The 13,763-nt window shown below is 40.5% G+C and carries 13 protein-coding genes; 8 read left to right on the top strand and 5 right to left on the bottom strand.

Going from position 1 to position 13,763, the window contains the following annotated elements:
• The first annotated feature begins 13 nt into the window (after positions 1-13).
• The 3 genes from AC1F2U_RS15495 (at position 14) to AC1F2U_RS15505 (ending at position 2,103) form a co-directional block, all read left to right on the top strand.
• A complete protein-coding gene (locus AC1F2U_RS15495) occupies positions 14-154 on the top strand; it encodes a hypothetical protein (RefSeq protein ID WP_480261897.1) in 141 nt (46 codons plus the stop codon).
• A 247-nt stretch (positions 155-401) separates the two neighbouring features.
• Positions 402-836: a CoA-binding protein gene (locus AC1F2U_RS15500; protein ID WP_480261898.1), complete on the top strand. Its 435-nt coding sequence runs from the start codon at positions 402-404 to the stop codon at positions 834-836.
• 328 nt (positions 837-1,164) lie between these two features.
• Complete coding sequence (locus tag AC1F2U_RS15505; protein WP_480262012.1) at positions 1,165-2,103, top strand: phosphoribulokinase; 939 nt, start codon at positions 1,165-1,167, stop codon at positions 2,101-2,103.
• 100 nt (positions 2,104-2,203) lie between these two features.
• Here AC1F2U_RS15505 and AC1F2U_RS15510 read toward each other — a convergent pair whose 3' ends face one another.
• Together AC1F2U_RS15510 and AC1F2U_RS15515 are read right to left on the bottom strand one after the other, a co-directional pair.
• Positions 2,204-2,779: a hypothetical protein gene (locus AC1F2U_RS15510; protein ID WP_480261899.1), complete on the bottom strand. Its 576-nt coding sequence runs from the start codon at positions 2,777-2,779 to the stop codon at positions 2,204-2,206.
• A 213-nt stretch (positions 2,780-2,992) separates the two neighbouring features.
• Entirely contained in the window at positions 2,993-3,559 is a 567-nt protein-coding gene (locus tag AC1F2U_RS15515; RefSeq protein WP_480261900.1) for a hypothetical protein, read from the bottom strand.
• A 209-nt stretch (positions 3,560-3,768) separates the two neighbouring features.
• Here AC1F2U_RS15515 and AC1F2U_RS15520 point away from each other — a divergent pair, with 209 nt between their 5' ends.
• From AC1F2U_RS15520 to radC, 3 genes are all read left to right on the top strand, one after another.
• Positions 3,769-4,071, top strand: coding sequence for a type II toxin-antitoxin system HigB family toxin (locus AC1F2U_RS15520; RefSeq protein ID WP_480261901.1), 303 nt, complete (start codon positions 3,769-3,771; stop codon positions 4,069-4,071).
• Positions 4,052-4,468, top strand: a complete 417-nt coding sequence (locus AC1F2U_RS15525) for a helix-turn-helix domain-containing protein (protein ID WP_292817013.1) — start codon at positions 4,052-4,054, stop codon at positions 4,466-4,468. Before AC1F2U_RS15520 ends, AC1F2U_RS15525 begins: the two co-directional genes overlap by 20 nt.
• A 143-nt stretch (positions 4,469-4,611) precedes the next feature.
• A complete protein-coding gene (radC, locus tag AC1F2U_RS15530) occupies positions 4,612-5,343 on the top strand; it encodes a RadC family protein (RefSeq protein ID WP_289798306.1) in 732 nt (243 codons plus the stop codon).
• A 133-nt stretch (positions 5,344-5,476) separates the two neighbouring features.
• Here radC and AC1F2U_RS15535 read toward each other — a convergent pair whose 3' ends face one another.
• From AC1F2U_RS15535 to AC1F2U_RS15545, 3 genes are all read right to left on the bottom strand, one after another.
• On the bottom strand, positions 5,477-6,268 hold the full coding sequence (locus tag AC1F2U_RS15535; protein ID WP_480261902.1) for an SDR family NAD(P)-dependent oxidoreductase: 792 nt from the start codon (positions 6,266-6,268) through the stop codon (positions 5,477-5,479).
• Positions 6,269-6,508: 240 nt separating this feature from the next.
• A complete protein-coding gene (locus AC1F2U_RS15540) occupies positions 6,509-7,981 on the bottom strand; it encodes an alpha/beta hydrolase (RefSeq protein WP_480261903.1) in 1,473 nt (490 codons plus the stop codon).
• A 158-nt stretch (positions 7,982-8,139) separates the two neighbouring features.
• Positions 8,140-10,095 (bottom strand): hypothetical protein, encoded by a 1,956-nt coding sequence (locus AC1F2U_RS15545; RefSeq protein ID WP_480261904.1) that lies wholly within the window; start codon positions 10,093-10,095, stop codon positions 8,140-8,142.
• Positions 10,096-10,825: 730 nt separating this feature from the next.
• Between AC1F2U_RS15545 and AC1F2U_RS15550 the strand changes: the two genes are divergently transcribed.
• Positions 10,826-12,220, top strand: coding sequence for an NADH:flavin oxidoreductase (locus AC1F2U_RS15550; protein WP_480261905.1), 1,395 nt, complete (start codon positions 10,826-10,828; stop codon positions 12,218-12,220).
• Between the two features lie 66 nt (positions 12,221-12,286).
• Positions 12,287-13,753 carry a c-type cytochrome gene (locus AC1F2U_RS15555; RefSeq protein ID WP_480261906.1) on the top strand — a complete coding sequence of 489 codons (1,467 nt, stop codon included), beginning with the start codon at positions 12,287-12,289 and terminating at the stop codon, positions 13,751-13,753.
• The last annotated feature ends 10 nt before the right edge of the window (positions 13,754-13,763 follow it).

Raw genomic sequence — 13,763 nt, forward strand, 5'->3', positions numbered from 1 at the left:
TTGGGCATTGGGCATGGAAAATAGGGGACGAGTCTTTGATATTCGTGGACGAGTCTTTGATACTCGTGGACGAGTCTTTTTTACTCGTGGACGAGTCTTTTTTACTCGTGGACGAGTCTTTTTTACTCGTGGACGAGTCTTTGATACTCGTTGACGAGTCTTTGATACTCGTGGACGAGTCTTTTTTACTCGTGGACGAGTCTTTTTTACTCGTTGACGAGTCTTTTTTACTCGTGGACGAGTCTTTTTTACTCGTGGACGAGTCTTTGATACTCGTTGACGAGTCTTTTTTACTCGTGAATGATTTTTTAAAAGTCAAAATTATATTTAAATGCAACTCAGTATGATAAGCAAAGCGATGTCTACGACGGGCTGCGCCTACGCTCAGGATATTTTAAATCATGCCAAACCTTAAAGAAAATGATAACGCTCTGCGCGAGGTGTTGATCCAAGCCAAAACAATCGCTGTTGTGGGTCACTCTGATAAACGCGATCGCACCAGTTATCAAATCGCCCAATTCTTGCGACAAAAAGGCTATACAGTCTATGCCGTCAACCCGCTAATTCAAGAAATTGACGGTCAACCCAGTTATGCCGCACTTCAGAAATTACCCGAACCCGTGGATATTGTTAACGTGTTTCGTCGTTCTGAGTACTTGCCAGAAATTGTAAATGAAGCAATTTCCATCACTGCTAAAACTGTGTGGACACAACTGGGTATCTGGCATCAACCATCAGCACAAAAAGCTATAGATGCAGGACTCAATGTGGTTATGGATGCTTGTATCAAAATTGAATATCTGCGGCTGAGAGTAGGTTCAACAGAAAATGTCTAGTTTTGATGTGTACAGATAACTCTAACAATCATTTAGATTGTAATTATTATGCAAAAAGCGTAGTTTACCGCCGTAGGCATCGCACAAACCTTCTATAGCAGTCCTAAATCATTCGTGAAAATTATATCTCTCTTTCTTCTTTCTTTCCTTTGCGTCCTTGGCGGTTCGTTTTCTAATCTATATTTTTCACAACTTAAATAGGATTGCTATATGTGTAGAGATATTGCATACCAAGTGTTTGTTTGAGTTACTTGCTTAAAGCCTTCTAGAATAAAAACTATTGTAGGTAATTTTATTACTAAAGTTGTTTTTATTGTGGGAGGTTATGATGAGCCGTCCAATAATTCTTGGTATTGTGGGCGATAGCGCGGCTGGTAAAACAACACTAACGCGAGGAATCGCTCAGGTACTCGGCCCAGAAAATGTCACACTCATTTGTACAGATGATTATCACCGTTACGATCGCCAACAACGTGCAGATATTGGCATCACTGCCCTTCATCCCGACTGCAATCATTTAGATATTATGCAGCAACATCTGTCGCTGCTACGCACAGGACAACCAATTCTTAAGCCAGTTTACAGCCATAAAACCGGCACATTCGACCCACCGCAATATATCAAGCCCAATAAATTCGTCATTATTGAAGGATTACTCGGTTATTCTACTCGTGCCGCCCGTGACTCCTATGACGTGAAAGTTTACCTTGCACCCCCTGAAGAACTACGCACAAAGTGGAAAGTCAAGCGGGATACCCAAAAGCGCGGCTACAGTGCTGAACAGGTAATAGCAGAACTAGAAAAACGCGAACCAGATTCAGCACAATTTATTCGTCCGCAGCGGCAATGGTCTGATATAGTCATTAGTTTTTACCCACCTACTGAGGAAGCTGATGAAACCAATGGACATTTAAATGTGCGTTTGGTACTACGTCCGACAATTCCGCATCCAGATTTTACCCAGATTATCAACCCTGGCTATGGTAATTCTGACTCAGCGATTCGCTTGGGGTTAGACAGGGATATGAGTAAGCCTGTAGATGTCTTAGAAGTTGATGGCCATGCAACCTTAGACCAAGTAAATAAGCTAGAGCATGTTATTTGTTCTGATATGCCCCATTTACGAAGTATTTGCGATCGCGAAAGTAATCCAGAACTGGGTAAAATTGCTGGTACAACTGGAGAAACACTGCAAAGTTACCCCCTGGCTTTGACTCAGTTGATCATTACCTACCACATGCTGAAAGCAACGCAAATTTATCAGTAATTAGCAAAAATTGAGTATTTGAAACCCATCTCCGTGGGTAAAGCCTCATGTACACGCGGTTTCTAACCGCCCTTTTAACTATTCAAATTTCATATATTGCTCATGATTGTGACTTGACGGGGGCTTGCAGCAATTCAATATCTTTAATTTGAAGAATACCACTACTCTCAAATTGCACAATGATTTGGATTTTGGCAGCATCTGCTTCTTTTTTAAAATAGGCACGCACTTTGTAAGGCTGAAAATTTTTCTCTGGTGAAACTCCTCTACCCCATGAAGTTGTTCTCAGTCCGCCCGATTCTCGTGGTCTACCTACACCCAAACTCACTGCAATTGATTCTTCTGTGTTTAGCGCTTTCGCATTAAAGTGACAAGCAAGAACACACTCTTGAACATCGGGTTCTGCAACTTCAAACAAGATGACTTTTCGCAAAGGATCTGTATTATTAGTTAGGAAGCGCTGTCTATCATCGTCATAAGCTTCAATTTGCCAACTTTCTCCAACAATTGCAATGCCTCCCTTTGTGACTATGGAATCGGCAGATGTGAATCGATGAATCAGCACAAATGGCTCTGCGGGTTCGGGAATAGCGAGGGGTTTTTCTAGCTCCTTAAGGGTTTCCTTAGCTTTAGAGAGAATAAAATTTGTCAGATTGTTGAATAGCTCGTCAAACATAGCGATCGCCCTAAATCATATTATTTTTAGTATTCCCTTTGAAATAGTAGCCTTTTGTCATATTTGGGCGTTCTTGTTCATCCACTCAAACATCCTTTATTACGTCTAATTTACGACTTTACGATTTTTGTCTGTGACAATATAAAGCGATGCCTACGGCGGTAAACTACGCACTTTGCTAATTATTCAAATTTCAGGTATTGCTCATGATTGTTACTTTACAGGCGCTTGCAGCAATTCAATATCTCTAATCTGAAGAATGCCACTACTCTCAAATTGCACACTAATCTGAACTTTGGCAGCATCTGCTTCTTTTTTAAAATGGGCACGCGCTTCGTAAGGTTTAAAACTTTCCGTTAGTAAAACTTCTGTAAACCATGAAGTTGTTGTCATTCCGCCCCACTGTCCCGTTCTCCGAAAACCTAAGCTAACTTTAATTGGTTTTTCTGTGTCTAGCGCTTTCGCGTTAAATTGACAAGCAAAAACACACTCTTGGACATCGGGTTCTGCAACTTCAAACAAGATGACATTTCGCAAAGGATCTGTACTATTCGTAAAAAAGCTCTGATTATTATCGTCATAAGCTTCAATTTGCCAGCTTTCTCCGACAATTGCAATACATCCCTTTGTTATGGTGGAATCGGCAGGTGTGAATCGACGAATCAGTGTAAATGGCTCTGTGGGTTCGGGAACGCCGAAACGTTTTTGCAGATCGTTACCGACTTCTTGAATTTTAGAGTCAATAAAACCTTTGAGATTGTTGAATAAATCATCGAACATAGCGATCGCCTATGGCAGCAGGTACATAATTGCACTTATTAAACTTGCTAACAAGCATATTTTCACTGAAAGTCTACTGTCGTTAGAGGTAAAGCGAAAAACCTAATCATTAAACTCTTGACATCAACTTAGCAATTTGCTAAGTTTGAATAACTACGACACTGAGAAGGACATTATTATGAGCTTTACTTTGAAAAAATTTATTTATTATGCATATTATTTCCAATACAGCACTAAAACTTTTTTATCAAAAGTATCCCGATGCTGAATCTAGTTTACGTGGTTGGAACAAAGTTGCAAAATTAGCCAAGTGGCAAAATATACTTGGAGTTCGCCAAGCTTTTAACTCTGCCGATCCAGTAGGTGAGCTTACAGTTTTTAATATTCAAGGAAACAAGTATCGCCTTATTACCTATATTGACTATCAAAGTCAAAAAGTATTTATTCGCAACGTATTAACTCATACAGAGTACGATACAGACAAATGGAAAAATGACCCTTGGTTTAAATAAACGTCCTACCTACATTGAACTGCTGCAAGCATTTCCTCCTCGTCCTATCAAGACTGAGGATGAGTTATTTGCGACCCAAAAAGTTATTAATTCTTTGATAGATAGCGCTCCGTTAACATTGGATGAAAAAGATTATCTTAATATTTTAGGCACTCTAGTTTACGAGTTTGAACAAACGCAAGAACCTGTACCTGATATTTATGGAATAGATTTACTTCAGGTTTTGATAGAAGAAAATGGGCTACTTCAAAAAGATTTAGTACCCATTTTCAAAACAGAATCTATTATATCGGCCATATTGAAAAAGCAGCGTAAATTAACAACTAGACACATTGAAGAACTGGCGAAGTTTTTTCATATTTCACCTGCTGCTTTCTTCCCAAATAGTCTTGAGTAACTTGTTATTGGTTGATTGTGGAAGTGCGATCGCCTACGGGGGGCGGGTAAAATTAAAGATTTTCTCAAATAAAGGTGATTTTGAGAGCAAACGAGGGATAACTAAGGATAGTTCTATGTGTGGTGCTATTTTCTTAGTTTAATATGACCTATTGCCTCAGAATTGCCGACCTACCTACAAATGAGCGTCCGCGTGAGCGATTAATGACGCATGGTGCAAAAATTTTAGCCACAGCGGAGTTAATTGCAATTCTTCTAGGCACTGGTCAAGGGCCAGGAAAACTGTCTGCTGTGGGTTTGGGACAATATATCTTGAGCGAATTAGGCAAACATCAACGCGATCCTTTGGTAGTTCTGCGAGAAGTTAGCCCTGCTGAGTTGATGCAGATTTCTGGTGTTGGCCCGGCGAAAGCGACAAGCATTTTAGCAGCAATTGAATTGGGTAAACGCGCTTTTCAATCACGTCCCAATGATGGCACATTAATTGATAGCCCACTTGCTGCTGCCGCTACCCTCAGTCAAGATTTGATGTGGCAGGTACAAGAACGTTTTGCAGTAGTGCTGTTAGATGTCAAGAATCGTTTGCTGGGTACGCAAGTAATTACCATTGGCACTGCAACCGAAACCCTAGCCTCTCCCCGTGATATTTTTCGAGAAGTTATCCGTCAAGGCGCAACGCGGGTAATAGTTGCCCACAACCATCCTTCTGGGAACCTTGAACCCAGCCAAGAAGATATAGAATTGACGCGTCAGTTATTATCAGGGGCGCAGCTTTTGGGCATTCCGGTACTAGATCATCTGATTTTGGGTAATGGCAATCATCAGAGTTTACGGGAACTGACAACCTTGTGGGATGAGCATCCGCAGGGGGATTAGTGAAAAAGCAGGGGGGCAGGGGAGCAGAGGGGCAGAGGGACAGGGGGGACAAGAGGTGAGAACTTGCAACAAGTTTTCCCATTGTCTCCAATTCTCCTTGTCCCTGCCTTAATTATTTACGCCGACCTACTTATTACTTGCTTTCCTGCATATTTCTAACTAGTTTTGTTACTAGCTTTCTGGGAGTAAATCTTACAGATTCAGCGAGGAGCTTATTTTTAATTCCAGGAACAACAACAGTTTTGTTTTCAAATAGACCGCGATAGCCGATTTGGGCTACTGTTTCCGCAGTCATAATTTTTTGACCGCTTACCAACTTTGAGTCTTCCATTGCGGCTCTTTGTTGAAAACCAGATTCTGTAGGCCCTGGACAAAGCGCTGTTACAGAAACGCCTGTACCTTCTAATTCATTTGCGATCGCTTCTGAGAACGATAAGACATAGGCTTTGCTAGCGTAGTATACTGCCATCAGTGGCCCTGGTTGAAAAGCAGCAGTGGAGGCCAGGTTTAATATTTTTCCAGACCCCCGTTTAACCATACCTTTGAGAAATAACTTGGTTAAATGTGTCAGACATAAAACATTAACCTGTAGTAATTGCATTTCAGCATTCAGGTCAATTTCGTTAAATAATCCGTAGGTAGCAAATCCAGCATTGTTCACCAGCACATCAATATTGATCGATGCTTGTTCTAGCTCCGTGAAAATTTCTTCTGGGGCTGCTGGGTTAGATAAATCCTTGGAAATAACTTTGACATCAATGCCAAATTTCTTTTTAAATTCATCGGCAATTTTATTCAACTTTTCCAGGCTTCTAGCTACCAACACAAGATTGTAACCATCCTGAGCAAATAATTTCACGAATTCATAACCGATGCCGCCAGATGCACCAGTAATCAGAGCCGTTTGTTTGCGATTAGTCTGCATAATTTTCCTCTTGTAACAACTTGAAATAAATAGATAGGTGAAATAACTATGTGTTAATCCAGAAACCTTATAAAGACGTAGGCTTCATCTCTCCATTCTTTTTCACTTATGTCTTTTGTGAATCATTAGTTATTAGTCATTATTAACCTAACGGTCTTTAAGCTGGATTATTATCTCTCCATAATAATTAAAAATTGCTAAGTAAACACAACTAATCATTGATTACACAACAATAAGTGCTTATTTCCATTGGGAAATTTCCAAGCGAACTGCTGCATTTGTTCCTAAGACTTTTTGCCCGCGTTCAGGTAAATAAACATACGCAACATATATACCAGAACTAGATTCTGAAGTCGGATTTAACTTTGTTACTGGCTCTTTTTCTTCAGAATTCCAACTGTATTTAGCCTCATAAGTGCTATTTGATTCAGCAACATCAGTAATTAGATAATCAGACCATAGAGGTACTTGGTCGAGATGATGGTCGCGTAACCAATTCGTCTCTTCTTTTGTGAAGGAATGCAGTGCTAAACGCAGGGCATATCTACAAGTATTATCATCACTGACTGAGTTTCTTGGGATTAAGAAAGCTGTAAATAGCGGAACAGGTTTATCTGTTCGGGTTAACTCTTGTGTAATTGGGCAATAATGAGCGATCGCTTGCTCATATATAGGAATAGGAAGACTACGCAAAGCCACCCTAGTTTCCAGTTGATAAAAATTCTTGTCCAGATCTTGTAACTCAACATTGCTCAGAGAGAGTTTCACCTGAATATCACCAAACAAAAATCGTTGCAGGTTTTGATAGCCTTCTTCGGAGTTCAATATGCCATAACGTCCACCATGAGAGCGATGAACATAAGCACGATGAGATCCCCCGATATAAGCTTTATCGATCTGAACTAGACCATCGCTTTTGACTCCTACAACCTTGCGTGAAAAACCAAAACCTTCTTCATAATCATGTGCATTAGTGCCGATTAAAGAAAAAACGCGGTCTGGTGGAAATGCATCCTCTATGCTTTGTAGTTTTTCTAGCTGAAAGTCATCGGGTAACTCAGTTGTTGGCTTGACACCAGGTGTTAAATACTGATACATCCGCTGAGGGCCAAAGTCATCAGAATTATTCAATTGAAACTTGTCCCTCAGATTTTCCAGCAAGCCACTTCCAACCTCAAAATAAATACCGCCATGAGGTGTGGCATAGGTAAAGAATTTGTCAATGTGATCCGCAGCTTGCTCGCCTTGTTCTGGATAAATCTTTTGAATCAAGCTGCGACAAACAAGACCTCCCATCGAGTGGCCAACCAGATAAATTTTATCAGCACCCGTCGTTTTCTTAACATTCTGGATCAAGTCTCTTAAACCCTTCGCTATCTCCTCCATCTCTTGTCGGACTACACTTGAGGAGCCAAAACTAGGTGTAGATATATCATAAAATCGATAGATCCAAATAGTTTGATGAAGTTGCTCGGACAATCTTTTAATCTGATGGCTCACATTCTGATTGTCAACAATCGGTTGATAACCATGATCGGTCATTAGCCGCAGCAATGGACTCTCGAAAAAAAACTTCTGAGGATTTTCCTTCTCATCTACTCGAATATGGGTTGAACCACTATTGAATCCATAAAAGGGATCGTTGACTGTTTGCTCAACGTCTTTTTGTGTACCTGCATATCCACGAACGAAGACGATTGGTAAATACTGCATATATATCCTTGCTATTTAATCAATATTTTTTCTCGTTCCCAGGTTAACTCTGGGAACGAGTGCAGAATATCAAGACAAGTTGTCTTAGTACAACATTTTATTAATTCGTAGCGAATTCTCTGCGTTTAAAACACTACGATTTTACACGGAAGCTGTACTTAGAAAGTTTTCACGAACTCAATTAGGGCTTTCTTATCTTCATCTGGGAGATTTGAGCCAAAATAATGACCCTCATCTTCTACAAAGTCAGGAGATTTGTTGGCTCTTAAAAGTACACGTGCCAACTTACCCTTAATTCCACCGCCTGGTTTCAAATCTTGGAAAAGACTGCCGAGATTGAGAGATGTAATCGCCTCTCTCATATTGATGCTTGCTAGCAAATTCACAGGCGTACCTTTAGGAACAGGAAGTTTAAATCTCGGATTCGGATCTCCTGGGGGAAGCTCTAATTTGGTATCTTTAGATGTCCTGCTGATAATTCCCTCACGCTTTTCAGGCCACAGCAGCTTTTCCATCGCATCCGTATAGGCTTCTACACGTCCTTTTACTGAAGGATCTTCGTTGTAAAGTCCTAGTGTATTGTTGTGCAGAAGTGGTGCTGTTGCCCAAATGCTCACTAGCGAAGGTGTACGGTAATATCCCAAACCGCCGTCAGGTATCTTAAATTCGATGGGTTTTTTCTCATCTAAAGGGTTGTACAACGTCAAAGTCCCTGGTGAGGGCAGTTCTTTGTAAGTCTTCGACGAGAACTGATCCCAAATATGCCCCTTAGTGGCATTTGTCCCTAGCGATCGCGCCACATTAGTACCAATTAAAGTAACTGGATAACGCTGGTCATCAGACAAGAAGTTGTGGTCGAGAAAATTACTACTGAGTACAGACTCTTCGTACCATTTTTGAGCCTGTTCGGCGTCAGCTGCGATCGCAGCCGATGGCTTTTTGCTGGAATGGCAACTAGCACAAGTGCTGGCAAAAACCAGCTTGCCACGTTTGAGAACTTCTTCATCTTTAGTCAAGAACTGTTCGCCATCTGGTGCATCTTTCAAATGCATCGGCTTAATGGTTTTTAAGAATGCTTCGGCATCAGCCATACGTGCTTCTGTCTGTCTCCAGCCTTCGCACTCCTTCCGCGCCTTTTCAATATCAAAAGGTTTTTGAGGAGTTCTGCCTAATAAAGGCTCATGAAGACTTGTCCAGTAATCGCCGCACATCCCAATGTTGACGTAGACGCGTAGTGAGGCAATTGCCACTCCTGTAGAGTCCGCACCATCCTTGAGAATATGATTAACATCCTTGGTTGAACCATCGTTCATCACCTCTGGATATCTGGGGCGATCGCCTAAATTAAAAATGGCATTGATCGCATTCGGATTGTTGATGTGATCGGTGGCAATCCGAGAAGTATCAGAAGTTCCAGGTCTTTGAGAATCGAGTACTTGCTTAACAAAACTATTTTCTCCAACGCTGGATGCAAATAATTTATTTTCCTTAATGTACTGATTACCCAATGCTGCTACAAGGTTTTCCCATTTTGGATGTTCTTTGTCTTTGGGTGGATTGAGGGGATCTAACGCTACGTGACAGATGGCGCAGGATTGGCCAATTACGTATGGAGGCTCAATTTGTGAGGTTTTGGCATATTCAACAGGGTTCCATTTAGCCGAGTCGAAGTTGGGGTTGGGAAACTTACGCAACCCAATTACGCCAGTTGAGAGCGGATCTTTACATTTATCTAGCAGCAATCCGTATTCATCTGGTGCTGTCGCCTTTTCACATCCAGGATCGTTAATTGCGCCATAACGTTGCAATCGCTCGTCATGCATACGCGAGTCAATCAGCTTTAGCAAGTCAACACCGCCATGTGTTCGCTTCGCTAAATCACGATAGTACTTAGAATTACCGCCAGTCCATAAGTACCAAGTGCAACGACCTCGTTTCTCGGCATCTGTCAAATTCTCCTTTGTGTACTCTGGGAGATAACCGATGCCCTCGCAGTTATCAGGGTATTCAGATACACCCGTATCCGAATACTCGGTACTTATGGACGTAGGTATTTCACTATACTCATCAGCTAGAGCTGTAGGCGTTCCATAAAAGCCGCAGACTATAAACATAGTCGCGAATAGGAGGAGCAGACAGCCCTTAAAAATTAGACTTGTCTTTTTCATAAAACTCTCTGGTTATAACACCTAAACCTTTTACACTGCACCTCACGTTTGCAGAGGTACACTAATGCTTCATCACCAATTTCCCATTTTCCAGATTTAGTCTTGGGATATTTTGATGATTAATGTACCTTACTGAGGTTCGTTATATATGAAGTTACTACACAACTTTGTAAAACGTCATCAATAAACTTTTATACATTTCTAAATCAAAAATTTAAAAATTTGTAAATTTACAATGGTCTTCAATAACCAATTTGCTATGGTTATATCGATTTCCTACCTACTTGGTTAGGTTTGTAACAAATTGTTAGCGGCTACTTTTAGCTACTTTTAAGGTTGCCTTAACCTTTTAAGAGAAATAAAAGGCGGAAATTTTCACTTTTTTTAAGAATTGCTCTGTAAATCCCGTAGGTTTACAAATTGCAAAAGTCTTTATATAACTGTAAAAACCAATAAGGATAAATATCCATGCTGAAACTGGTTAAGTAAATTTAAGTAACAAAAACTTAATACTTAGCGCTCCCATCCGAAAACCTCCACTGTAGATTTGTAGACATAAAAAACTACCTTCCCAGAGACACTAGAAATAATAGTTCTTTGGCGAGACTGTTAGTGCTACGAATAATTTGGACGCCTAATTTTATTGCCGAAATAATAGATAAAGACAGAAGAACACATGGAAAACGATATTATCTTTGAACCATTGAGATTTCGTAATCTCACAGTAAAAAATCGGATATTTCGCTCTAGTATTTCTGGCAGATGGGATAACTATGATGGTTCAGGTACTCAAGCCCGAATCAACTGGGAAGAAAAGTTTGCTCGTGGTGGTGTAGGAGCGATTATTAGTTCCTTTGTCCCAGTCGCCATCCGGGGACGAATTATGCCCAATTACGCCACCATTAACTGTGATGAGCGCATTCCATTTTGGCGAAAAGTAGGAGAAAGAGTCCACGAATATGACTGTAAATTTATTTTGCAATTAAGCCATTCGGGGCGACAGCAAGATATTGGTGGTGTAGAAAACTTAGGAAAAAAAGCCTTAAGTTCTACTAGCCAAACTGAGCCATTCCACGGCTTTTTGTGTCAAGCGATGACACTAACAGAGATTAAAGAAACGATTCAATACTTCGCCGATGGTGCTAGACGTGCCCGTGAAGCAGGTTTGGACGGAGTAGAATTGCACAGTGCTAATGGATATCTTTTTAATCAATTTCTCAGTTCTGGAATTAACGACCGTCAAGATGAATATGGTGGTTCATTAGAGAATCGAGCGCGGTTTTTGCTAGATGTAATTAGAGCAATCCGCAAAGAAGTAGGCAACGACTTTCATTTGCAATTCAAAATTAGTGCCGTTGACTATAACAACGCCGTCACCTTTTGGGAAAAACCAGGTAATACCATAGAAGATTCTATTCAAGTCTGTCAATGGGCAGAAGAAGCTGGGGCTGATGCCGTCCATGTGTCAACTGGTAGCTTATTTCCTCACCCACTCAATCCCATTGGTGATTTTAATTTTGATGTCATTACTAGAACTTATGATGCCATGTTGTCAAGTGGTGTCGAAACCACACGCAACTACATTTTATTTCGCAAAGCATTTTTGCATCCAATTTTCAATTTTTTATGGAATCGTGTGAAAAAGCAATTGCCTTCTCAAGCATTTAGTGGTGATGATGTAAAAGACCCGAAAATCAAACAGCTACTAATAGAGAACCAAGGTAGAAACTTACTAGATTCTAGAGAAATTAAAAAGCACGTTAATATTCCCGTATTATGTACAGGTGGTTTACAGCAAGCTTCTTATATTCGTCAGGCAATTAGCGATCGCTATTGTGATGGGGTGACAATGGCTCGTACCCTCATTGCTAATAATGACCTAGTTAAATCTTTTAAAGAAGGTAAAGACTTGGCAGATAAACCCTGTACATATTGCAATAAATGTTTGCTAAATGTAATTGAAAATCCCTTGGGTTGTTACGAGCAGGATCGCTTCAATAGCTATGAAGAAATGATGGAAGAAGTAATGTCAGTCTTTCATGAAACTCAGTTTGCTAATTTATCTAGATAAAAAAGCGATGCGTATCGCATCGGCAATTTCGCTTACAAATAATCTCGACAACATGGGGAGTGTTTCATGACAGAACAAACAAACCCTACCCTACTTCCAACCTCAATTAAGGGAATATTCCAGCGGATTTGGGTTGTAATTGTAGGTATTGTAGCAGTAGCAGTATTTTTCCTTTGGCCTGTTTTGTCTAACTCTCCAGTGGATTATGCTGATATTGAAAACCACTTTAAATATGGTTCAATCGGCAGCGAACAGGTCAATGGCATCCCTTACTGGATTTGGAAAGTTTTACCAGAATTATTCCCAGATAAATTACCTGGAAAAGGTTACACTTCTCTGGGATTTATCAAAGAACCTGACAAAGATTTGCCTATAGGTTTTTCGCAACGGCGAGTTTTTATCGATAGAGTTGGGTTGAATTGTGCTGTATGTCATACAGGAACGCTGCGAAATACCCCTAATAGCGAACATCAAGTCATCACGACAATGCCTGCTAATGTGGTTAATTTGCAGGGATATATCAAATTTTTATCAGCAGTTGGTGTAGATGAGCGCTTTACTGCTAACCGGATGTTGCCAGAAATTGAAAAAATCAGTGGGGGTCTTAATCCCATTGAAAAATTACTTTATCGCTTCATTGCAATTCCTCAAACTAGAGATGCACTAATTAATCAGGCATCTCGACTTGACTTCGTTGAAAAACAACCAGATTGGGGCCCAGGAAGAGTAGATACTTTTAATCCTTATAAAGCAATTCAATTCCATTTCCCAATGGATAAATTGCGTGAGGATGAACTGATTGGTACTTCTGATTTTCCCTCCGTTTGGAATCAAAAACCCCGTGAGGGATTGCAGTTACATTGGGATGGTAATAATACTTCTGTTGATGAACGAAATAAGAGTGCGGCTTTAGGCGCTGGAGTCACACCCACAACAATCGATTTGCCTCGAATTCAGAGAGTTGCTGATTGGCTTTGGGAACTACCACCACCAAAATATCCCTACGAAGTTAACGAAGCGATCGCAGCGAAGGGAGAACAGCTTTTTGAAAGTAATTGTGCTAGTTGTCACGCTTTTGGTGGTGCATATACAGGCAAAGTTGTCCCAATTCAAGAAATTGGTACAGACCCTCATCGTCTCGACTCATATACCTACAAAACGATGTCTAACCAAAATACTCTGTATACAGGGTATCCGTGGCGCTTTAAGAATTTCCGTAAGACTAATGGCTATGCAAATATGCCCCTTGATGGTGTTTGGTTACGCGGCCCTTATTTGCACAATGGCTCAGTTCCCAGCTTACGGGATTTACTAGAAACACCAGAAAATAGACCTAAAGAATTCTATCGTGGCTACGATGTGATTGACAGAACAAAAGTTGGTTTTGTATCTGATGTCGGTATAGAAAACGGTAAGCAATACTTTAAGTTCGATACCACAAAACCTGGAAATAGTAACAGTGGTCATTTATATGGTACCGATCTTCCTACAGAAGATAAAAATGCACTAGTTGAGTACATGAAAAAGCTTTAAAAGGATAAAA

It is taken from the genome of Nostoc sp. LEGE 12454, from assembly GCF_056620565.1.